The organism is Pseudalkalibacillus hwajinpoensis (assembly GCF_015234585.1).
GTDB classification, from domain to species: Bacteria; Bacillota; Bacilli; order Bacillales; family Guptibacillaceae; genus Guptibacillus; species Guptibacillus hwajinpoensis_B.
Map to the genome: position 1 here is coordinate 141,324 of NZ_JADFCM010000008.1, position 21,794 is coordinate 163,117.

25 protein-coding genes and 1 other annotated feature are annotated in these 21,794 nt (G+C 39.9%); of the genes, 13 read left to right on the forward strand and 12 right to left on the reverse strand.

What is annotated here, in order from left to right:
* Window positions 1–15 precede the first annotated feature (15 nt).
* Window positions 16–1,143 carry a M14 family metallopeptidase gene (locus IQ283_RS12325; RefSeq protein ID WP_194220446.1) on the forward strand — a complete coding sequence of 376 codons (1,128 nt, stop codon included), beginning with the start codon at window positions 16–18 and terminating at the stop codon, window positions 1,141–1,143.
* Between the two features lie 44 nt (window positions 1,144–1,187).
* On the opposite strand, the gene IQ283_RS12330 is transcribed toward IQ283_RS12325, so the two are convergent.
* A complete protein-coding gene (locus tag IQ283_RS12330; protein WP_194220447.1) occupies window positions 1,188–1,487 on the reverse strand; it encodes an MTH1187 family thiamine-binding protein in 300 nt (99 codons plus the stop codon).
* A 179-nt stretch (window positions 1,488–1,666) separates the two neighbouring features.
* On the opposite strand from IQ283_RS12330, the gene IQ283_RS12335 reads away from it, so the two are divergent.
* Both IQ283_RS12335 and IQ283_RS12340 read left to right on the forward strand, forming a co-directional pair.
* On the forward strand, window positions 1,667–1,963 hold the full coding sequence (locus tag IQ283_RS12335) for a hypothetical protein (protein ID WP_306558322.1): 297 nt from the start codon (window positions 1,667–1,669) through the stop codon (window positions 1,961–1,963).
* Between the two features lie 79 nt (window positions 1,964–2,042).
* Window positions 2,043–2,327 (forward strand): putative quinol monooxygenase, encoded by a 285-nt coding sequence (locus IQ283_RS12340; RefSeq protein ID WP_194220448.1) that lies wholly within the window; start codon window positions 2,043–2,045, stop codon window positions 2,325–2,327.
* Between the two features lie 153 nt (window positions 2,328–2,480).
* Here IQ283_RS12340 and arsC read toward each other — a convergent pair whose 3' ends face one another.
* The 3 genes from arsC to IQ283_RS12355 are packed head-to-tail and all read right to left on the reverse strand — an operon-like array spanning window position 2,481 to window position 4,581.
* A complete protein-coding gene (gene arsC / locus IQ283_RS12345) occupies window positions 2,481–2,903 on the reverse strand; it encodes an arsenate reductase (thioredoxin) (protein WP_194220449.1) in 423 nt (140 codons plus the stop codon).
* A 27-nt stretch (window positions 2,904–2,930) separates the two neighbouring features.
* The gene (locus tag IQ283_RS12350) at window positions 2,931–4,223 is read right to left on the reverse strand and encodes an arsenic transporter (RefSeq protein WP_242057334.1); all 1,293 of its coding nucleotides are present in this window, start codon (window positions 4,221–4,223) and stop codon (window positions 2,931–2,933) included.
* Between the two features lie 13 nt (window positions 4,224–4,236).
* Entirely contained in the window at window positions 4,237–4,581 is a 345-nt protein-coding gene (locus tag IQ283_RS12355) for an ArsR/SmtB family transcription factor (protein WP_194220450.1), read from the reverse strand.
* A 268-nt stretch (window positions 4,582–4,849) separates the two neighbouring features.
* On the opposite strand from IQ283_RS12355, the gene IQ283_RS12360 reads away from it, so the two are divergent.
* A complete protein-coding gene (locus IQ283_RS12360; RefSeq protein WP_142329528.1) occupies window positions 4,850–4,945 on the forward strand; it encodes a YjcZ family sporulation protein in 96 nt (31 codons plus the stop codon).
* Between the two features lie 130 nt (window positions 4,946–5,075).
* Here IQ283_RS12360 and IQ283_RS12365 read toward each other — a convergent pair whose 3' ends face one another.
* Entirely contained in the window at window positions 5,076–6,128 is a 1,053-nt protein-coding gene (locus tag IQ283_RS12365) for a fatty acid desaturase family protein (protein ID WP_194220451.1), read from the reverse strand.
* A gap of 163 nt (window positions 6,129–6,291) precedes the next feature.
* Window positions 6,292–6,537 (forward strand) — a binding site (T-box leader).
* 46 nt (window positions 6,538–6,583) lie between these two features.
* Here IQ283_RS12365 and IQ283_RS12370 point away from each other — a divergent pair.
* Together IQ283_RS12370 and IQ283_RS12375 are read left to right on the forward strand one after the other, a co-directional pair.
* A complete protein-coding gene (locus tag IQ283_RS12370) occupies window positions 6,584–7,582 on the forward strand; it encodes a tryptophan--tRNA ligase (RefSeq protein ID WP_194220452.1) in 999 nt (332 codons plus the stop codon).
* Between the two features lie 86 nt (window positions 7,583–7,668).
* Window positions 7,669–10,095, forward strand: a complete 2,427-nt coding sequence (locus tag IQ283_RS12375; protein ID WP_194220453.1) for an EAL domain-containing protein — start codon at window positions 7,669–7,671, stop codon at window positions 10,093–10,095.
* A gap of 247 nt (window positions 10,096–10,342) precedes the next feature.
* Here IQ283_RS12375 and IQ283_RS12380 read toward each other — a convergent pair whose 3' ends face one another.
* Both IQ283_RS12380 and IQ283_RS12385 read right to left on the reverse strand, forming a co-directional pair.
* Window positions 10,343–10,972, reverse strand: a complete 630-nt coding sequence (locus IQ283_RS12380; protein ID WP_242057335.1) for an STAS domain-containing protein — start codon at window positions 10,970–10,972, stop codon at window positions 10,343–10,345.
* A gap of 9 nt (window positions 10,973–10,981) precedes the next feature.
* Window positions 10,982–11,185, reverse strand: coding sequence for a hypothetical protein (locus tag IQ283_RS12385; protein ID WP_194220454.1), 204 nt, complete (start codon window positions 11,183–11,185; stop codon window positions 10,982–10,984).
* Between the two features lie 377 nt (window positions 11,186–11,562).
* On the opposite strand from IQ283_RS12385, the gene IQ283_RS12390 reads away from it, so the two are divergent.
* Together IQ283_RS12390 and IQ283_RS12395 are read left to right on the forward strand one after the other, a co-directional pair.
* Complete coding sequence (locus tag IQ283_RS12390; RefSeq protein ID WP_194220455.1) at window positions 11,563–13,080, forward strand: BCCT family transporter; 1,518 nt, start codon at window positions 11,563–11,565, stop codon at window positions 13,078–13,080.
* Between the two features lie 122 nt (window positions 13,081–13,202).
* A complete protein-coding gene (locus IQ283_RS12395; RefSeq protein WP_194220456.1) occupies window positions 13,203–13,901 on the forward strand; it encodes a peptidase E in 699 nt (232 codons plus the stop codon).
* A gap of 81 nt (window positions 13,902–13,982) precedes the next feature.
* Here the strand turns inward: IQ283_RS12395 and IQ283_RS12400 are convergent, their stop codons facing one another.
* The gene (locus IQ283_RS12400) at window positions 13,983–14,804 is read right to left on the reverse strand and encodes an STAS domain-containing protein (protein WP_194220457.1); all 822 of its coding nucleotides are present in this window, start codon (window positions 14,802–14,804) and stop codon (window positions 13,983–13,985) included.
* Window positions 14,805–14,928: 124 nt separating this feature from the next.
* Between IQ283_RS12400 and IQ283_RS12405 the strand changes: the two genes are divergently transcribed.
* On the forward strand, window positions 14,929–15,258 hold the full coding sequence (locus IQ283_RS12405; RefSeq protein ID WP_242057336.1) for a winged helix-turn-helix transcriptional regulator: 330 nt from the start codon (window positions 14,929–14,931) through the stop codon (window positions 15,256–15,258).
* A 45-nt stretch (window positions 15,259–15,303) separates the two neighbouring features.
* Here IQ283_RS12405 and IQ283_RS12410 read toward each other — a convergent pair whose 3' ends face one another.
* The gene (locus tag IQ283_RS12410; RefSeq protein WP_194220458.1) at window positions 15,304–16,878 is read right to left on the reverse strand and encodes a peptide chain release factor 3; all 1,575 of its coding nucleotides are present in this window, start codon (window positions 16,876–16,878) and stop codon (window positions 15,304–15,306) included.
* Between the two features lie 145 nt (window positions 16,879–17,023).
* Here IQ283_RS12410 and IQ283_RS12415 point away from each other — a divergent pair, with 145 nt between their 5' ends.
* Window positions 17,024–17,446, forward strand: a complete 423-nt coding sequence (locus IQ283_RS12415) for a flavoprotein (RefSeq protein ID WP_194220459.1) — start codon at window positions 17,024–17,026, stop codon at window positions 17,444–17,446.
* A gap of 216 nt (window positions 17,447–17,662) precedes the next feature.
* Entirely contained in the window at window positions 17,663–18,868 is a 1,206-nt protein-coding gene (locus tag IQ283_RS12420; RefSeq protein WP_194220460.1) for an MFS transporter, read from the forward strand.
* 180 nt (window positions 18,869–19,048) lie between these two features.
* On the opposite strand, the gene IQ283_RS12425 is transcribed toward IQ283_RS12420, so the two are convergent.
* A complete protein-coding gene (locus tag IQ283_RS12425; RefSeq protein WP_242057337.1) occupies window positions 19,049–19,567 on the reverse strand; it encodes a ferritin-like domain-containing protein in 519 nt (172 codons plus the stop codon).
* Window positions 19,568–19,719: 152 nt separating this feature from the next.
* Here IQ283_RS12425 and IQ283_RS12430 point away from each other — a divergent pair, with 152 nt between their 5' ends.
* On the forward strand, window positions 19,720–20,385 hold the full coding sequence (locus IQ283_RS12430) for a type 1 glutamine amidotransferase domain-containing protein (protein ID WP_194220462.1): 666 nt from the start codon (window positions 19,720–19,722) through the stop codon (window positions 20,383–20,385).
* 77 nt (window positions 20,386–20,462) lie between these two features.
* Here the strand turns inward: IQ283_RS12430 and IQ283_RS12435 are convergent, their stop codons facing one another.
* Window positions 20,463–20,750: a hypothetical protein gene (locus tag IQ283_RS12435; RefSeq protein ID WP_194220463.1), complete on the reverse strand. Its 288-nt coding sequence runs from the start codon at window positions 20,748–20,750 to the stop codon at window positions 20,463–20,465.
* A 190-nt stretch (window positions 20,751–20,940) separates the two neighbouring features.
* On the opposite strand from IQ283_RS12435, the gene IQ283_RS12440 reads away from it, so the two are divergent.
* Window positions 20,941–21,147 carry a DUF6007 family protein gene (locus IQ283_RS12440; RefSeq protein WP_194220464.1) on the forward strand — a complete coding sequence of 69 codons (207 nt, stop codon included), beginning with the start codon at window positions 20,941–20,943 and terminating at the stop codon, window positions 21,145–21,147.
* Between the two features lie 44 nt (window positions 21,148–21,191).
* On the opposite strand, the gene IQ283_RS12445 is transcribed toward IQ283_RS12440, so the two are convergent.
* Window positions 21,192–21,662 (reverse strand): nucleoside deaminase, encoded by a 471-nt coding sequence (locus tag IQ283_RS12445; protein ID WP_194220465.1) that lies wholly within the window; start codon window positions 21,660–21,662, stop codon window positions 21,192–21,194.
* Window positions 21,663–21,794 lie beyond the last annotated feature (132 nt).

Genomic DNA, 21,794 nt, shown 5'->3' on the forward strand with positions numbered 1-21,794 from the left:
AGGAGATTATTCGTTATGACACATAAAACAGATCACTATTTTGCTAAAAATTATGAACAGTCACGTGAGACATTTCGCAATCATCTTGATAAAATCCAAAAGAAATGGCCTTCCGCAACCTTATCAACAAAGTCAATTGGGAAAGAAGAAGATAATACAATCGATATGATTTACTCTGAAGCCCTTACATCAAACGATCGTGTTTTATTCTTCACTTCAGGCGAGCACGGGATAGAAGGCTATGCTGGAGCAGCGGTTATCCATATGTTTGTAGAAGAATATCTTGATCAAATCGATCCTTCAACGACAGGGATTTGCCTGATTCATGCCCTTAATCCGTGGGGTATGCGGCATTTTCGACGGGTTACAGAAAATAATGTTGATCTAAACAGAAATTACTTTTATGACGAAAATTCAATTCGTAGAGACGTGAATAAAAATTATGCTAAGGAAAGCGACTTATTTCTTCCAAATGGTAAAATCACTGATTTGCAAGCAGAGAAGCACAAGCTATATGCACAGTTGATTAAAGGGCTAGCAAAGGAAGGATACGCAGGATTAAAAAAAGCAAAGGGAATGGGCCAATTTGAATTTGAGCGCGGTGTCTATTACGGAGGTTCAACAGCTGAAGAATCAGCTCTTTTCTTAAAGGATATACAAGAAAAGTTGTTAGGAACTTATCCTGGTGTTGTCCACATGGATTGGCATACAGCTCTTGGACCAACAAATGAAATAACAATGGTGATCTCAGAGAATGATGGAAGAGACGTGAAGGAGTTACAAGAAGCGTACAATCTTAACAACGTCGAAAAGTATACTCCTGAAAAAGTTAAAGGGGATTCTACGAATCATTTCTACAAATTAAAAGAAGAAGCTTACCCAGAAACATATCTTCTATCGGCTTTGTTTGAGTTCGGAACGTTTGGAACAGATAAACAGGCTGAAATTCGCGAATTTATGACGATTATTTTGGAAAATCATTTGTATTTTGAAGGGGCAGAATCAGTTGATGATATTCAATGGATTCTAGGAGAATTCGAAGCGATGTTTTACCCGGATGATTCCGAATGGAGAGAATCAGTTGTCAATGAGGCACGCCATGGAATAGAGGGAGTTTTAAAGAAAGAAGAAATTCTAAGTTAGAAATAAAAGGAGGGAGCGAATGATTCGCTCCCTCCTTTTTGTTATTACCCAATTGAACTTCGCACTTCATTCACTTGACCATCAATTGAAAGAGGCCGGTCTTCTCTTTGTTCAATCTTAATATTTGTGATAACACGATCTGTACCTTTTCCTAGAGCACTTGTATGAATGTCTCTTGCTAATTCAAAGAGTTCATCGACGTTTCCTTCAAAGACAGTAGAGGTTGGTCCAATATGGTAAGTGAATCCTTCTTTCTCAGCTAACTTTACAGCTTCTGTTACAAAATGATTCATGCTCGTTTGACTTGTTCCTACAGGTGTAACACTGATTTCTAATAGTGCCATACTTAATCCTCTCCTTCTCTTGTAGTCATAGTAGTCTATTGACGGATTTTCTCTAATCCAAACGTTAATAGAAGGATACGATGTAAAAGAATTAATGAAACTTCCTTTATTTTCAAAAAAACGAAACGAAAGAGACACCTCATTCGTATAAATAGAAAAGAGCTCGGGAGGAATGCTGCATGATGAACTTTTTTCTTATGTTGGTAGTTTTTGTTGCCTCTTTAACTGGATTCAATTGGTTAATGGGCTATCGGAAAAATTATATCCAGATTGATCTAGATGAACGCTATATTGACTACAATGAATACGTAAGGGCACTTAAGAATGAGTTGAGTGGGCAAGGAAAAGAGGTCGAGTATTTAGGGAATCGTAAATTCAAGATCGATGGAAAGAGATATGTGTTTATTGAACGCAATGTCACCATGGGGGGAGTTCCACTTCAGCGCACTATCTTAAAGCCGGTTCTTAAATCATAACAAGCACCTCAATTGCTATAATAAGTTGAAGCTACTATGCTTATCCTATTCTTAAATAAGCATTGGAGGTAGTAAACTTATGGAACAAATTGCGGTTACGGCGATTTTAAAGTCTAAAACAGGTGAAGAAGAGAATGTCTTAAGTGTCCTTCAAGAAGTTCGGAGAGATTCAAGGAATGAAGAAGGGAATATTCAATATGACGTTCATCAATCTATAGAAGATACAACGTTTGTGATCTATGAAGTGTGGGAAAATCAACAGGCGATTGAAACGCACATTAGCTCAGAGCATTATGAGAAGTATCGCAAGGATATCGGTGACCTTATTAATAGCCGAGAAGTTTATAAAATGAAGAAACTTTAAAGTATCCTCCTTTTCATTTCCGCGGAAATAACTGAGATATCGCGTATATAGTTGGTTTTTCGTAGGAATAATGACGAAAATCGCTGAATGAGCCATAATAATAGCATTAGAAAAGCACCTCGGATCCCGAATCCGAGGTGCTTTTCTAATAAATTAACGTCCTTCTTTTGCAAAACGTGCGATACGTTCTTCAATTTCATCACGTACTCGCTGGAAGAAAGCCCATTTCTCTTCTTCTGTGCCTTCTGCTTTAGCTGGGTCATCAAATCCCCAATGTTCACGCTTTACATGCGCTGGTGTTCTCGGGCATTTATCATTCGCATCACCACAAAGCGTAACTACAAGATCCGCATTGTTTAGAAGATCCATATCAATCATGTCGGATGTTTGTGATGAAATGTCGATCCCTGACTCTTTCATTGCTTTAACAGCATTAGGGTTGAGACCATGGGCTTCAATCCCCGCAGAATAAACATCGTATTCATCACCTAAGTGTTTTTTACCGAATCCTTCAGCCATTTGGCTTCTGCATGAATTACCTGTACATAAGAAATAAATTGATTTTTTGTTAGACATATATTGTTCTCCTTTTTAAATTAATATTTAGATGATTAGTAGCCAGAAATAAAGGCCTAGTAACGTAATGAGTAGAGTTGGTACTGTTAAAATAACACCAATTTTAAAGTAGTATCCCCACGATATTTTGACACCCTTTTGGGAGAGAACGTGAAGCCATAATAGTGTTGCAAGTGACCCAATTGGCGTAATCTTTGGACCTAAATCAGATCCAATAATATTCGCGTAAATAAGGGCTTCGCGCATTGTACCGGTCGTTGATGTTGCTTCAATCGCTAGTGCATCAATCATAACAGTTGGCATGTTATTCATAATTGAGGACAGGATTGCAGCGATGAAGCCCATCGAGACGGTTCCTACGAGCAAACCTTGATCTGCTACTGATTGGATGACATTTGCAAGAATATCTGTTAGTCCCTGGTTACGAAGGCCATAAACGACCACATACATTCCTATTGAGAAGAAAACAATCGCCCATGGGGCCCCTTTGATGACGTTCATCGTTTCAACCGCTTTACTGCGTCTACCCATTAGTAGAAAGAAGATCGCGACGATTCCTGCGATAATCGATACGGGAACTCCGATAAATTCACTGGCGAAATAACCGACAAGGAGAATCGCAAGGACAAACCAGGAGAGCCTAAACATTCTGCTGTCTTTAATCGCTTCATGTGGAACGCGAAGCTGGTTAACATCATAATTTCCAGGAATATCTTTTCGGAAGAACAGATAAAGGACAAGTATACTTGCGCCTAAGGAAAATAAGTTCGGAACAATCATACGTGATGCGTACTCAACAAATCCGATATCAAAGAAGTCAGCGGAAACGATATTCACAAGGTTACTCACAACAAGTGGAAGTGAGGTTGTATCGGCAATAAATCCACTTGCCATAATGAATGGGAAAATCATCTTTTCCTTAAAGTTTAAGTTACGTACCATCGCAAGAACAATTGGCGTGAGAATAAGGGCAGCTCCGTCATTTGCAAATAAAGCGGCAACGACAGCTCCGAGTAACGAGACGTAAATGAACATGCGAAGTCCGTTTCCTTTGGCGATTCGTGCCATGTGAAGCGCCGCCCATTCAAAGAATCCAATCTCATCAAGAATAAGAGAGATTAGAATGATGGCAATAAAAGCAAAGGTAGCATTCCATACAATCCCTGTTACGGTGATAACATCTTGAAAATCTACAACACCGACTAATAAAGCAAGCAATGCGCCTCCACAAGCAGACCAGCCAATACCCAGGTTCTTAGGTTGCCAAATAACGAGTACTAAAGTAAGGATGAAAATAAGAATAGCGAGTGTGACTGTCAATCTAATACCTCCATTAATCGCAACATATGCGTAGTCCTTTTTGTTCTAGCTCATACAGTTTATCCTTTTGTTCAGGAATGAAGGTTAAAATACTCTGAATCACTATAAAGGCTTCATGATCTGCATTTAATGAATAGAATACCCACTGGCCCTTTTTGCGTTCTTTCACTAAACCAGAGTCTCTCAATTTTCTTAGGTGCTGACTGATAGAAGGTTGGCTCATTTGCAATACTTCTACAAACTCACAGACGCAGCATTCACCATCTTTTAAAAGGCCAACTATCGTTAAGCGCGTTTTATCACCAAGTAATTTAAGGACAGAAGCAGCCTGATCGATTTCAATCATTGTGTTCTCCATTTCTTCACCTCCACAAATCATTATATAAGCATATACTTATATAATCAAGCGCATTTAAAAAAGTTACGAAGTTTAGAAAACGGAGGAAGAGCTTGTGGTAATCGTTGCTTCCAAATCCTTGTTCGATTAGCATTCTTTATCATAGCCAACTGTCTTGTGTTGAACGATAAGGTTAGAAAAGTCTCCATAAAACTAAACGAATGCCCATCCATTCAAAAGGAAGCTGCATAGTATGAAGTAATCCAAGATGGAAAGGAGGTCATACTCCATGGGATACGGTTACGGCAGTGGGTTTGCTCTAATTGTAGTGCTGTTTATTCTCCTTATCATCGTAGGTGCAGCTTTTGTTGGAGGAGGCTACTAATTCTCGGAACATAAGCTGTATTCAACAGGGAATTTCTGTTGAAGAAGCACGGGTTGAATAATAAATGCGCAAGAAGGCTGATTAACTTTAAATCAGCCTTTTCTTGTATAGAAAGATTGAACAAGCTCATTTAATCAGTTGTCTTTTTCGGGAGAATGGATTTTGGGTATAGCTTGTTACCTAGTGAACCGTAGGTCTCACTCGTTCTCGGATCAATTAAATTTGTCTGTTCATGATAAACACGAGGCGTATGCCAGAGAGTGATGAGGGCTCTTGTCATTGGCATCTCGTGGTATCGATCTGGCCACATTGTTTTAATCTTCTCTTTCACAAGTGGATAATATTTCGGATTCATCCCAGGAAACAGATGATGTTCTGTGTGATACGAGAAGTTGAAATGAAGAATGTCCACTATTTTTGGTACTGTAACGGTGAGACTGTTCGCAAGCGGATCATTAATAGGTGTTAATGGATTTAATCTGTGATTTGTTGAAATATATGCCATTACAATGAAGTTTGCGATAAGAAGTGGAATGAAATAAGCAAATATCCAATTTCTTATCCCGATCACGAAGATAAGGCTGATCCATGTTACCCAGGGCAAAATCATTTGTAGAAAAACGTCACGTTGCTTGTTGGGCGCAAATTCTTTTACATAAGTAAAAAACATTTTAATCGAATGGGCGGTAAATTGAACAGTTAATGAAATAAAGGCAAAGAACGAACGGATAAATAACGGGAGTCCGTAAATCCATTTGAACATTTTCATTCTCGAAATACGTTCAAGGGTCGGCCATGCATCTGGATCATTAGTATCATGCTGAGTATGTACGTGGTGATTTAGGTTGTGCCATTTTCTCCAAAGTTTTGGGCCAGTACTTAATGGCCAGAACGCAATTGCGCCTAGAATATCCCGGAGCAAGGCATTTCTTACAACGGTTCCATGTAGAATTTCATGGCCAAGAAAACCAAGTCCGGCAAAGCAAGCGCCAATAATAAATGAAAGGACAAGTGATATGAGGGTAGGTAAGGGGTTGGATGCAATGATCAAGAAACAAGTCAATGTGATGACGAGATATGTAAATCCCCCGAAGAGTCGAACTGGAACAGGCTTAAATGCTTCAGGTGGAAGGTGTTTCTTAATCCGAGCAGCATACCAGCTGAATGAGTGTAGATCGTTCATCATGATCTCCTTTCGAAAAGCGAGAATGCTTTAGAGTAAATGTTATTTAAGTGAAGAAATAAGCATATAAGTCAATCATGTACCTGATTCAGAAGAAATATTCAAATGAAAATCAGGAAATGTATTGATTTCAAATAAGGGTCACGGTAGAATAAGAAAAAATAACCAGGCAATGAAGAAGAAGAGTAGTCTCGAGCCGTACTTTAGAGAGCTGGTGGTAGGTGGAAACCAGTGTGCGCAACAGATGAATGGGCTTCTGAGCTACCGAACTGAACAGTAAAGTAGGATTCGGCGGAACGTCTTACCGATACAAGAGACACCTTATTGAAATAGGTTTCATTCTGTAAGGGTAAGCGCGTTTACGCTTGTAAACGAACAAAGGTGGCACCACGGGTCTCTCGTCCTTTTTAGAGGATGAGAGGCTTTTTGTGTTGTCTAAAATGATGGAGGGCCATATGAAAAAGACGATCTTAACAGGTATTAAGCCGACTGGAAGAGTTCATTTAGGAAATTACATTGGAGCGATTAAACCAGCTTTAAAACAAGCGAAGAATGAGGACCTTGACCCTGTTTATTTTGTCGCAGATTACCACGGATTGACGAAAATACGAAATCAGCAGCAGATGGAAGAATTATCGTATGGGATTGCAGCTACGTGGCTTGCACTCGGACTTGATCCAACAAAGGTGATTCTTTATCGTCAATCGGATGTACCAGAAATCTTTGAATTATCGTGGATTTTGGCTTGTTTTAGCCCTAAAGGATTAATGAATCGGGCGCATGCCTACAAAGCAATTGTGGAGAAAAATCGTGAGGGAAATCGAGAGGAGGATGAAGGGGTGAATATGGGGGTATTCACTTATCCCATTTTAATGGCGTCTGATATTCTTATGTTTCAAACCGATTTCGTCCCTGTAGGGAAGGACCAGATTCAGCATGTGGAAATCGCAAGGGATATAGCCGCTGCTTTTAATTTTCAATTTGGAGAAACGTTCACGTTGCCAGACTATATTGTCGATAAAAACACGTCCGTACTTCCTGGACTTGACGGAAGAAAAATGAGTAAAAGCTATCACAATACGATTCCATTGTTTGAAGAGCCGGATCAGCTTAAAAAGTTAATTAATCGCATTACAACGGATTCATCTGACCCATCAGAACCAAAGGATCCGGATACATCAACGGTATTTGCACTTTATAAAGAATTTGCTAGTGATGCCGAAACGATTGAAATGAGAAAAAAATTCAAAGAAGGGATCGGATGGGGGGAAGCGAAAAAAGAACTTTTTCATGTTATGGATGATTTCTTAGCTGAACCTCGAGAGAAGTACCATTACTATATGGTTCATAGAGATGAGCTTAATCAAATTCTTGAAGAGGGCGCTAGGAAAGCAAGAGCTAAAGCGGAGCCGTTTTTGAAAGATGTGAAAAGCAAGCTAGGCATTCGACGATAGTATGCTAAAAACCTTAACGTATTGTTCTCATATGCCGATAAAGGTCATATATAAATTTTTTATGATAACTTCGGAGGCAAAACACTATGATTGAAATGTCAGGAGAATATAATTGGTGGATCGTCTTACTATCGGTAGTGATCGCCGTCTTCGCTTCATATAGTGCGCTAGATCTCGCAGGTAGAGTTTCCTATTCGAAAGGGATTCGCAAGTGGGTATGGGTCATAGGTGGGGCAGGCGCAATGGGAATTGGAATATGGTCGATGCATTTTATCGGCATGCTTGCTTTTTCAATGTCGATGCCAATGACCTATGATGTTCCACTCGTTGCTCTGTCTATTTGCGCGTCCTTCCTTGGATCTTTTATTGCTCTTGTCGCAGTTGGAGGAAAGGAACTAACGATTAAAAGGTTAGGTGTTGGAACGGTCTTTATGTCTGGAGCTATTATTGCTATGCATTATATAGGTATGGAAGCAATGGAGAACGTCACTATCGTTTACAATCCATGGCTACTCATTCTTTCAACCCTTATCGCAATAGGTGCTTCATTTACAGCGTTAAAATTAGCTTTTACCCTTTCTAGACCAAAAAAATATCGTCACTTAATTTTACTAAAGTTAGGCAGCGCAAGTATTATGGGAATTGCCATTGCAGGGATGCATTATGTTGGACTAGAAGCCGCGACCTTCTATATGGCCATGGCGCATCATCAACCCCTTCTAGAGGGGCTAGATACATCCGCTCTTTCCATTGCTATTGCCGTAGGTACGTTGTGCGTTCAAACGATCTTAATTTTTGGTGTTGTGACTGAACGAAAATTGATTAAACAGTCAATTGAGATGAAGGGGAATGACTATCGTTTACGGTCACTGCTGACATATAGCATTGATGCGATCCTCACTTTGACAGTAGATGGGAAAATTCGTTCGCTCAATCCTGCAGGTGAAAAACTATTTCGGGTAAAAAAAGATGAATTAAGCCATGTAAATCCAATGGATTTTTTCGAAATTGAAGAATTAGAGAGAGTGAGTCACTATTTTCTTTCGGTGCATGAAACGAGGCAGGCTGTCAGTTTCAATACAAAGGTCTTTACGTTTGACGGAGAAGTTAACGATTTAAATGTGACGTTTGTTCCCATTTATTTAAATGATCGTCTTGATCGAATCTACGCCATTACAAAAGATATAACGAAGCAAAGAAAAGCAGAGCAAAAAACACATCAGATGGCATATTTTGATGCCTTAACGTCATTACCAAATCGTCGTTCATTTGTTGAATACCTAGAGAACTGCCTTAGGAAAGTAGATGGACCAGCAGATCTTGCTGTTATGATGCTGGATCTTGATCGTTTTAAAGTTATTAATGATGCTCTTGGTCATAATGCAGGTGATCTTTTTCTTTGTGCAGTATCCGAGCGTCTGCAAAAATGCGTGGACCCATATGGTTTTCTCGCGCGCCTTGGAGGGGATGAATTCGTAATTGTACTCGATGGATTTAAACATATCTATCCTGATGAGCTTGCAAATCAGATTATTGAAGCATTTGAAAAGCCGTTTCAGGTTAGCTCTCACGAACTGTCCACTTCGGCAAGTATCGGCATAGCAGCTTCACCTGGGGACGGCACAAACGTTGAATCATTGATGAAGCATGCCGATATTGCGATGTATTCCGCAAAAGGCCGGAATCGCAAGAAATACCAATTCTATTCAACATCCATGGGACAAAAAAGTGAATTGAGATTAATAGAAGAAAGTTCGCTTCGAACAGGTCTGATCAACAAGGAATTCATTTTACATTATCAACCCCAGGTGAAATGTACGGATGGTTCACTTTCAGGTGTCGAAGCTCTCGTTCGCTGGAAATCTGGAAATGGAGAACTACGATTTCCGGGCGAATTCATCTCACTGGCGGAAGAGACGGGACTTATCGTCGAACTTGGTCGTCAAGTGCTTGATATGGCTTGTGAACAGGCGAAGAAATGGTGTGAGAGCGGTTATCCGCTTCGTGTTTCAGTTAATCTTTCTGCCAAGCAATTTCAAAGTGATGAACTAATTACCACGATTAAAGAAACGCTACACAAGTATTCTCTCGATCCAGCGTTGTTAGAGCTTGAAGTAACAGAGAGTATGACAATGGAAAACTCCACGCGCTCGTCGTGGATGATCACATCCCTTCGCGACCTTGGAGTGAGTATCTCAATAGATGATTTTGGCACAGGTCATAGTTCGTTAAGCTATCTTAAAGATTTTTCGATCAATCAAGTAAAAATCGATAAGTCCTTTATTGATGAGCTAACGCAAAATGTGAAGTCTGACCAGATTACGAGTGCGATTATTGCTATGAGCAAGCAATTAAAACTGCACGTCATTGCAGAAGGTGTAGAAACGATTGAACAAGCTGATTTTCTATCCGCAAAAGGCTGTGATAGTATTCAGGGCTATTACTACAGCAAGCCGGTTCCACCTCAACTAATTGAAGATACCTATTTGAACTTGGCACCATCACCAGCTTAATCGATTTAACGAACAGGAAGTTTATCAACAAGTGGATAAACTTCTTTTTATTTTAGCTTTTACTGTGGATTCTCGATTTTTGGCTCAGGCGATTGGCATGAATACTGGAGATATGGGCTTTATAATAATGAGGAGTCATCCGAAAATGTTCAGAATGTTTACAGCATGATTTTACAATGATTGAAGAAGTTTCTTATTCAAGGAAATCAACATAAAAACAAAGACTGCCAATTGGCAGTCTTTGTTTTTATGTTTTGATTAAACTATATCCGATCCAGTGCAAAGCCTGTTGAAGATTTGATTTTACAACAATTTGGTCAAAGTCACTTGAAGCTTGAACCGCTTTTATAGCGAGATCTGGCCGAATCCCTGTTACGATCATTTGGACACCGACGAGCTTAAGAGAGTCTCCTATTTTAAGAAGATTCGTCGCACTTTGGCTGTGAATCTTAACTAGACCTGATAAATCGAAAATGAGGTAATCAAGGTTGTTCTTTGCACTCTCAGCGAGAGCGCGTTCCATTAATCGCTCTGTCCGAACTTCATTAACGTCTCCGATGATCGGAAGAATGGCTACTTCGTCGGAAATGGGAACGATGGGCACAGAAAGTGATTCGATTTCCGTATTCGCTCTTTCTAATTCAAGGACATTTCCAAGAAGGTTGGCCATCGCTTTAAATAAATCAACGTGATCTTGGGTGTAGTGAAATGGTTTAAGATCAAGACCACATAAAGTACCGTAGTTATCTCCGTTTCTATAATAAATGGGCACCCCAATTAATGAGCCACCACCGAGATCTTTGGTTACTTCCATATCTTTGGTTGAATCATGAGTTGCTAAATCATCAATAATAAGGGGTTCACGACCGCCTTTCACGATGAATTGTCAGTAGGAATCTCGATATAAGGTTTCAAAACCTGACTCCAGAATAATTTCATCACGGTTGAATGAGGAAATAATGTCAACATCAGTCTTATCGTTTTTGGCTACAAAAAATGTATTTACGCCAACGAATTTACTCATAACCTCTAAGACATCTTGAGATGCATCTTCTATTGAAGTATAGGTAGGGATATTAGAATGAATCATTTCATACACCTCTTTTCTCATTCATCTAAAAAATCTTATATATCTATACTAACTTAACATGAAGCTGATAGATAGAAAAAATACTATGAAATATGATTGTAAGTTGAAAGATTACATTCGATAGAGGTGAAAGAATAGAAGATATGAAATAAATTTTCATTCATTTCACAATTTCTGGATTAGATTTTGATGATTAGGGTATCAGTAAAATTGGGACATGGAAATTGCAGAAAAAACACGACATCTAAGTAGATGGAAACAAAATGCGTATTGTCTTATTCTCCTATTAAATGGTTTTATCAATAAAGGTAAAGCGTTTAGTTTTCTAGAAGGATAGGGACTTTTACATAGTAAATATTAGTACGAGAGGTGAGTTAATGAAAAATGCTACACTAGTTTTTTGGTATAGTCTTATTGTCTGTTTGCTCGTTGTTTTATGGGGAGCTATTTGGCCGGAGCATTTACAGGAAGTAACATCTACGGCAACCACATACATATCTAGTCGATTTGGGTGGTACTATCTGCTAATTATTGTGGCTATTCTAATCTTCTGTATTTATTTGATTTTCTCTAGATTTAAAGATATTAAGCTCGGTGGAAAAGACGACAAGCCAGAATTCAGCCTGCCAACGTGGTTTGCTATGTTGTTTAGCGCTGGAATGGGAATGGGGATGGTGTTTTGGACAACTGCAGAACCAATTTCTCACGCCTTCAAAAGCAGCCCGAGTGGTGAATTAGGAACAGAAAGAGCCATTGAGGAATCTCTACAGTTTTCTTTTTTTCACTGGGGTGTACACGCATGGGCTGTCTACGCGCTCGTTGCTCTCGTGCTAGCATATTTTAAGTTTCATAAAGGATATCCTGGATTAATTAGCGCTACGCTAACCCCTTTGTTTGGAGAAAAGAGGATGCAGGGGACGCTTGGGTACATGATCGATACTCTTGCTGTTGTCGCTACAGTGGTAGGAGTTGCAGCTACCCTAGGCTTCGGGTCTGCACAAATTAATCAGGGTCTTAAATTTTTATTTAACACACCAGCAAACTTCTCTGTACAGCTGCTGATTCTTGTTATTTCAACAGCGTTGTTTATTGCCTCCGCATGGTCAGGATTAAAAAGAGGGATTAAGTATTTAAGTAACATTAATATGCTTCTAGGATTTGCCCTTATGATTCTCCTCCTAATTGTAGGACCAACGCTTTACATTATGAACATGTTTACGGGTTCTTTAGGCGGTTATATCTCAAACTTTTTTGATATGAGTTTCCACATTGAGCCGATTAACAATGATCAACGCTTATGGGTCGATAGCTGGACGATTTTCTACTGGGCCTGGTGGATTTCTTGGTCTCCATTTGTTGGGATTTTTATTGCGAGAATTTCAAGAGGTCGAACAATAAAAGAGTTTATGCTTGGGGTTTTATTTGTTCCATCTATTGTCTGTTTCATTTTCTTTGCGGTGTTTGGTGTCTCGGCACTAGATCTTCAGCAGAGTGGAATTGCAACGATTTCGGATTATTCGATTGAGACAGCCACATTTGCGGTTTTACAAGAGTATCCTCTTGGGACCTTGATGTCCTTTATCACGATTTTCGTCATCGCTATCTTCTTCATTACATCAGCAGATTCAGCAACGTTTGTGTTAGGTATGCTGAGTACGACGGGGTCATTAAACCCATCTGCGATGATTAAGATTGTCTGGGGCTTAACGCTTTCCGGTATGGCTGCCATTATTGTGTACTTCGGTGGAACGCAAGGACTACAAAATATGCTGATTCTTGCGGCATTGCCATTTTCAATCGTTGTCCTCCTTATGGGGTATTCCTTCTTTAAAGCAGCAAGCAAGGAAGTATTATCAAAGAGAAAACGAGAAAAGATGCAGCAAAAAGCAGTGTAATTTGTTGAAGAGCTGTGTACCTGATGAATGGTACACAGCTTTTTTTGCAGGAATAAAGCTATTGGATCGGGAATTAATGATCACAGTAAGTCTTATCGTTCGTATGGAAAGGAAGAGACAACGTGAAGCAAATTATAGCCATGGGAGGCGGTGGGTTTTCGATGGAACAGGATAACCCACTCTTAGATACATACATTCTTAATCAAGCAAAGTGTACGAAACCTAAGATATGTTTTATACCAACCGCAAGCGGTGATGCGGAAGGATACATAGCGAAATTCTATGCCTTCTTTGAAAATCAGCTCTGTATTCCTTCTCATTTGTCTCTATTTAAGCCGCGTGAAAATATTGAAAAGTTTCTATTAAATCAAGACATAATATACGTTGGTGGTGGAAATACCAAGAACCTAATGGTGCTCTGGAAAGAATGGGGCTTAGATCATATATTGAAGAAAGCCTGGAAGAAAGGCATCATTTTAGCTGGAATTAGTGCAGGGGCAATCTGTTGGTTTGAAGAAGGACTCACGGATTCGTATGGAGATAAGCTCGAGTCACTGAAGTGTCTTGGGTTTCTAAAGGGGAGTTGCTGTCCCCACTTTGATGGAGAAGAAGAACGAAAACCTGCCTATCATCAAATGATTGATAATGCGCAAATGCAACCAGGAATCGCCCTTGATGATGGAGTAGCCGCTCATTTTTTTGACCAATCGCTTAAAGTAGCTATTAGTTCAAGAAAAGAAGCGAGTGCATATAAGGTTAATAAAAATGAGTCCATTGAAGAAAAGATTGAAACCCTCTACCTTGGTGCAGATCGGTCATGATGAGAAAAGGCGATTGTACTTAGAAAAGCCGCATCTCACGGATAGAGGTGCGGCTTTTCTGGATTGTTTACAGGCTGGAGGTTAACGCTCCAACATTCCTAGTGACTTTAATGCCCCTTCTAGGTTCTGCTCGATAGTCAGAGATTGCAAATCAAGTCCTAGTGATACTACACCTATAGCAACATCAGAACTTACACCTGTCACAATAATTTCAACACCCATCACTTCGAGAGAATCAACGATTTTAAAGAGATGCTGGGTCATCATCGTATCAAGTGTGGCTACGCCTGATAAATCAAGAATCAGCGAGCGGATTTTCTTCGCACTTGATTCCATTAACGTGCGTTCAAGAATGAGATTCGCGCGTTGTTCATCAATTTCACCAATGATCGGGCAAATGGCTACGTTAGAGGAGATTTTAATGATTGGGACAGTTAGTGCATCATCTTGAATATACTGTTTCTGAAGGCTACGAGTTTTTTTATCAAGGTAGCTTTCGGTAAAAAGGTTAATCGAATGATCGATCAAGGGATCTATTAATTTCGATATAGTAATAACATCAGACACTGTCAAAGAAAATGTATGTTGGTGATCTTCCATGTAAGTCAGTAAGGACTTTTTCATTGCTGTCATGCTCATTAAAATTGTATCTAAATAAGCAGGGAAGTTTTCTTCCTCTTCAAATCTTTGGAGATCTTCAGATGGATAAGAAATTTCTCCTGCTTCAATGGACTCACCTAGAGAAACTAGAATGCGTTCAGTGAAAGTATAAGAGTTGCCTGGTAGGCTCCGTAATTGAGTGTTCATATCAATTAAATGTCTAGTGTTGGCTGTGATATCATCTATGTTTTGTAATATAGATTGTCCTAAGCGATGGATAGAGTGAGAATATTGTTCGGACATAGAAACTCCCTTCTAGCAATACGGTATACTTGTGGTAAAATAAATTTATTATATGCTTATCTTACTACAATGCACTGTTTTGTGAAGAAGTATATTACTATATACCTGGAGGTGCAGGGTTAAGTTGAACAGGTCTGTAGAAGATATGAAAACGACGCTTGATGTTGTCTGTGGGAAGTGGAAAGCTGTTTTGCTGCTAGAATTAGTGGAGAAGCCTCTTCGGTTTAGCGAGATCAAAAAGGTGATTCCGCGCATACCTCATCAAACGCTTATTAAACATTTGAAAGAACTTGAAGTGGATGGGTTAGTGAATCGTGAGGAATCAGATGATATCCCACCCAAAGTTGAATACTCATTGACGTCTTATGGCTATGAACTTGAACCACTGCTTCACGAGATGGAGAAGTGGGGAAAGACCCATCGCACTCGTTCAGAAGAAACGATTGCAAACTAAAAAGGAGTGTGCAGATGCACGCTCCTTTTTTTTGTATCTTATGGCTTATCTTGATTCTCTTAATGGAATATCCGGATTTTTATCCTGGAACCATCTTAGCGCAAAGTCATTTTGGAATAGAAGAACAGGGCGTTTTAGCTGATCATAGACAAGCATATTACGAACGCTATCTACTTTATCTTCCGGGTTATCCGTTTCAATCCAACGTGCATGCTGGTGAGGCATTGTATCGAACTGAATATCAACATTGTACTCACCTTTCATGCGGTATTCAAAAATCTCAAATTGGAGACGACCGACAACGCCAATAACAATTTCATCCCAGTGAGCGGTACGATAAACTTGAATTGCACCTTCTTCAGAAAGCTGTTGCACACCTTTGTAGAAGTGTTTTTGCTTCATCGCTTTTTGGGCACGTACTTTCGCAAAGTGCTCAGGTGGGAAGGTTGGTAGAGCTCCGAACGAATAAACGTTTTTAGAGCCTACGAGCGTGTCGCCAATTTGATATGTTCCTGAATCATAAAGACCGACAATATCTCCAGGGTACGCTTTTTCAACATTACCTCGGGAGGAGGCAAAGAAAAGCTGACCTTGAGAGAGTTTCAAACTTTTACCTGTGCGCTCAAGCCATGCTTCCATCCCTTTTTCAAAAGTACCCGATACGATTCGTAAAAACGCAACGCGGTCACGGTGAGCAGGGTTCATGTTCGCCTGGATTTTAAAGATAAAGCCTGAGAACGTTTCTTCATCTGGCTTCACTTCGCCTTCAGAACTCTCACGAGGAGCTGGGGAAGGAGCAAGTTCAAGAAAGTGATTTAAGAAAGTTGGAACGCCGAAGCTTGAAATCGCACTTCCGAAAAATACTGGTGTCTGCTTCCCTGATTGCAATGCTTCTTCACTATAAGTTGCACCTGCTTCATCAAGTAGCAAGACGTCTTCTTGAAGTTGATTCACAAGATCTTCGCCAGCTTTTTCTTTAAGGACGGGATCATCTAAATCTGAGATTTGGATCGCCTGTTTATTGTCGCCTTCTGTATCGTAGAATTCAACGGCTTTCTGATGACGATCGTAAACGCCCTGGAACGATTGACCAATACCGATTGGCCAGTTCATAGGGTAAGACTCGATGCCAAGAACTTCTTCAATTTCTTCAAGTAGTTCTAAAGGTTCACGGCCCTGACGATCCATTTTGTTAATGAACGTGAAGATGGGGATACCATGCTCACTAACAACTTTAAAAAGCTTCTTTGTTTGAGACTCAACACCTTTTGCAGCATCAATAATCATTACAACGCTGTCTACGGCTAGGAGCGTACGATACGTATCTTCACTGAAATCTTCGTGTCCTGGTGTATCCAGAATGTTAATCGTATGTCCCTTATAGTTAAAGTTCATCACACTCGATGTAACAGATATACCACGCTGTTTCTCGATTTCCATCCAATCTGATGTCGCGTACTTGGATGATTTTCTTGATTTAACTGTTCCTGTTGAACGGATCTGGCCGCCAAGGAACAAAAGTTTTTCAGTCAAAGTCGTTTTACCAGCATCAGGGTGAGAGATGATCGCAAAGGTCCGTCTCTTCTTTATTTCTTCTTGTAATTCTTTATGGTTACTCATTATGTCAATTAGTCCTTTCAATATCACTTCTTATGTAATATAACATATTCTTACGGTTGTTCCTATTGCATGAAGGGTACGAAAATAGTGAGAAAGGATTCGGTGAAAATAGATCGAAATGAATAGCGAAAGGGGAATGAGCGATATGAGTGGATTTGAAGATTATTTAGATGATTTTCTATCAAGCTGGCGGAAGTCTTCGTTAGATGAAATAAAGTATAAAATAAGCGATACTTATCAGGCGAGAGAAATCTCAAGTCAATCTGAGCTATATGATTTTGGGTATGAGGAATCGATTCAAGGCTGGGATCAAGCGTTTTCGGCTTTTCAAAAAAACGGAACGAAATGGGTACTAAAGAAGCTCGCTGTTACACCGGTTCGAAGAAATGAAATGCTTGCAATTATTTTTGCTTCTATTGAGGTAGATGGCAAACAAAGTGAAACTGGGAGTGTCTTTTTTGATACTTTTCGAAAAGGGGTACAAGGGAATTGGAAGCTTGTGAGAAGTTACATTGAAGCTGGGGTTCCGATTGAACACATCACAGCGTTTCAGACGGAAGAAAAATAGTTAATACATTTGAAGCTCCTGATAAACGGATCCGTTTATCAGGATTTTTTTGTGCAGAGAGCTTGTTATGACTCATTAGGCACTTCAAGGTACCTATATTACAGTAAAGTGCGTACTTACATATCGGCTTGGAAGACTGCATAATCAGTTGTACAGCCGAGAGAGAAGACGTCTTTCTGCTTGGCACTTAAAAAATTTCAAGGAGGAATTCGCTTTATGAGTTCTCAAACACATACAATGTCACATTCGAAAGAAAAATCCAGTGGTACTCTTGCCCTTTTAGCGCTCGCGATTAGTGCATTTGGAATTGGAACAACCGAATTTGTTCCTGTTGGCCTTCTTTCTTCTATTGCAGATGACCTATCGATTTCGATTACACTTGCTGGCCTATTGATTTCAGGTTACGCCATCGGAGTAGCAATTGGTGCTCCGGTTCTAACTGCTTTAACGGGAAAAATGAATCGGAAGACGCTCCTCATGTCATTAATGGTCGTTTTTATCATTGGTAACCTTGTAGCTGGAATATCCACATCATTCGGTTTACTACTCGTTGCCCGATTTATTACAGCATTTTCACACGGGATTTTCTTCTCAATCGGATCAACGATTGCGGCAGACCTTGTTCCAGAAAATAAGCGAGCAAGTGCGATTGCCTTTATGTTTACAGGATTAACTGTCGCGACCGTAACCGGGGTTCCGCTTGGAACATTTATTGGACAAGCCTTTGGTTGGAGAGCAACGTTCCTTGGTGTCGCCCTACTTGGTGTGATTGGGATTATCGCAAGTGCGATTCTCGTGCCAAAAGATTTGAAAGAATCACCGCCAGCGAAATTTAGTGAACAGGTGAAGATCTTAACGAATGGAAAATTACTCTTAGCATTTGCGATTACAGCACTAGGTTACGGTGGTACGTTCGTTGCCTTTACGTATTTAGCCCCACTTCTTGAAGATGTTACAGGACTTAGCGTGAAATTTGTTAGTGTGATTTTGCTCGTTTATGGTGTTGCCGTAGCGATTGGAAATGTCATTGGTGGGAAAGCGTCGGATAAGAACCCATTAAAAGCACTGTTTTGGATGTTCGTAATGCAAGCAATCATTCTCTTAATTATGACGTTAGCCCTTCCATTTAAAGTGGCCGGCATCATTTCGATTTTCTTCATGGGTTTGTTTGCCTTTATGAATGTTCCTGGTTTGCAAGTACTTGTAGTGAATCTTGCTGAAAAATATATGCCATCTGCCGTTAACGTGGCATCTGCACTTAATATCGCTGCGTTTAACGTTGGAATAGCGATTGGCTCATTTGTTGGAGGCGTCATCGTTGATTCCATTGGTCTGATTCACACGCCTTGGATTGGAGCAATTATGGTTGTCGGAGCGGTTGCGCTTACAGGATGGCTACGAGCTATGGAGAGAAAAGCATAGGAGGATGATGTAGAAAGTTCTTTAGTGTTCAAACCTATCTATTTAGCGTCTAAAAAATTTAAGTCGATCTTCATCCAATTTCCGCATTTCGTATTACATTAGTTTGTTAGTGAAGGAACAATTGAATGATTGCTGAACAAAGCGATTCCTACCACGAATATAGTGGTAGGGATCGTTTATTCATTCATATTGACTTAAGCCTTTTTTAAACGCAGCAAGATGATTTTTTGAGGCATCACCAAGCCTTGTCATTACGGTTTGGACATCCTGCGGCAGGTCTGATAGATCCGCTAATTTCTCATACATGGCTATGTTGTCCACTTCTCCTTGAACGCCAGCTTCGAACGCTTCTTTTAACGTTTTGGGAGTGGTTGTATACTGGCTAGCATTATTTTCGGGCACGGTTATGTTATACCTTGTAAATAAGGGGAGAAGAGCTGTAATGTGCCTTTGCTCGGCAATTTTAATTTGAGAGAAAGGTCTTATGTCACCGAATTCTTTGATGATGGCATCATATCTTGCCTGTGCTAGGTACTCATCCTGAATCGCATACGTTAAGGCTTCCTTCAATGTAATGGAAGTGTCTTGTAGTGCTCCTTTTGCTCCGTAGTCTTCTGGAAGTGCTTCTGCTTTAGCATTAAGAAAACTTAAGTTGAAGAAAATGAAGCTAATGATCGCAATAATCGCTACTTTTTTCAATTTGCACACCTTGCCTTTTTGTTGATTAACTTTCCTATAAAGGAAGAGTTTTATGTAATTTTTAGTTGGTAAAGTCATTTTGTTTGATTTCCCTTTATGAACAGCTTATGATCATAACTGTAAAGTATGAAATTACAGTAGGAGGAACAGTCATGAGCAAACGTATATTAATGGTTGTCACAACCGCGGATACAATGAATGAAGGTCATAAAACAGGTCTCTGGTTATCAGAGTTTGGGGAAGCGTATATCGAATTTGAAAAGCTTGGCTATCAAATCACAGTAGCTAGTCCTTTAGGAGGAAAGGCACCTGTTGATGATCGCAGTCTTGAAGGTGGAGAAACGCCTCAAGAAATTCTCGATACTGCCAAATACCTTGAAGATACAGTGAAGCTAGAGAAAATCGTTGGGGCGTCTACTTTTGATGCGATCTTTATGCCGGGTGGGCACGGAACAATGTTTGACCTTCCAGAAAACGATAAGCTTCAGCACTTGATTCGTGAGTTCTATGAATCAAACAAAATTGTTGCTTCCGTCTGCCATGGTCCCGCTGGACTCGTTGGCGTAACTCTTTCAGATGGTACGCCGCTTGTTTCAGGTAAAACGATTACGGCGTTTACAGACGATGAAGAAAGAGAAACAACGCTTGATCAATTCATGCCTTTTTTACTGGAAACTCGTCTTCGCGAACTTGGTGCTAATTTTGTTACAGAAGATAACTGGTCAGATCACATGCAAGTAGACGGTAATTTAATTACTGGTCAAAATCCGCAATCAACCACTAGCGTTGCGAAAGAAGTAGTCGAGAAACTTAGCTAATGATTAAGATCCCTAGAAGATAGATAATATAAACGAAAAGGACTCCGAATTTAGGAGTCCTTTTCGTTTATATTTTTTTACTCTTTATCTTTGTCTTTTTTCTTACCGAAAACCTTTTTAGTAGCTCCTTTAAATACATTAGAGGCCGTATCAACAGATTTACCAACGACTTTGTTTCCTGTTTTACTCACATTCTTAACAAAGTCTGTTGAAGCGTCAGCAGCTTTTCCTACAAGACCGCCTTCTCCGCTAACTGACTTGACAATATCGTTCGCTGTGTCAGCGGATTTATTCACAAGATCACTTGCGGTTTTTGATGTCTTCTTCACAATATTATCTTCTTTCGTTGAATTTCTCTCAGACATCTCAATCCCCTCCTTCGCGAATTTTGATACAACACTATGCTATGAACGGAATGGTATAAATATGATTTTCAAGTAAAACGTCATTTGAATTTGAAATTTTCCCCATCTAACTGCGAAGAGAGAAGGTATTCGATAGGAAGAAGTGGAAGGATTATTGAACGACCATATCTAGAAGGAAGTGAAAGGATAGATGAATCATCAGTTGGATGTACGAGCTTTATTAAAGGGCATTGCCATATGGGAAGTAGTATTGTTTCTTCCAGCTATTTTGTTGTTTTCTTATCTGCCTGATGAACGACTGATCGACATCTTTATTAACGTATTTATTTTCTTTTGTTGTACAATTGGTCTCTTTGCGATATCAAGGTATGTTCAGCGGTTTGTGAAGAGAGGATAATAAATTACTAAAAAGAAGGATGCGCATCGTGCACATCCTTCTTTTTAGTAGTCTATTCGATTTTTATGCTTTTCCCAGCTTTGAAATGGTTCGTTCTTCTCATCCATTTCAATATGGTGAAACGGAATGGTTCTTTGTTCAGGCTTTTTCTCAATTTCGTTATAGATCACGGCATCATCAAACCCAGCGTCGGCTGCTTCATTTCTAGATGCAGCAAAATATACGCGGTCTTTGCGAGACCAGTAGATCGCTCCAAGGCACATCGGGCAGGGCTCGCAGCTTGCGTAAACGACACAGCCTTCAAGCTGATGCGTCCCGAGTTTTTGACATGCGTTTCGAATCGCAACGACTTCTGCATGGGCAGTAGGATCATGATCCGTTGTCACTTGATTGAAACCTTCGCCTATAACAACGCCATCTTTGACGACGATTGCACCAAATGGCCCACCGTCATGTTCAGTTACGCTTTTAGATGCTAGCTGGATCGCTTGTGTTAACCAATCTTTCTCTGTCATTTCATCACACTCCTGTACACTAATAATTAGACATATTCCACAGCATTCCCTATCTGATCAAATAAATTTCCTTACAGGAGATTGGAATGTTAAGGCGAAGTGTTTTCTTAACGACTAAAGAGCGAGGGGGAG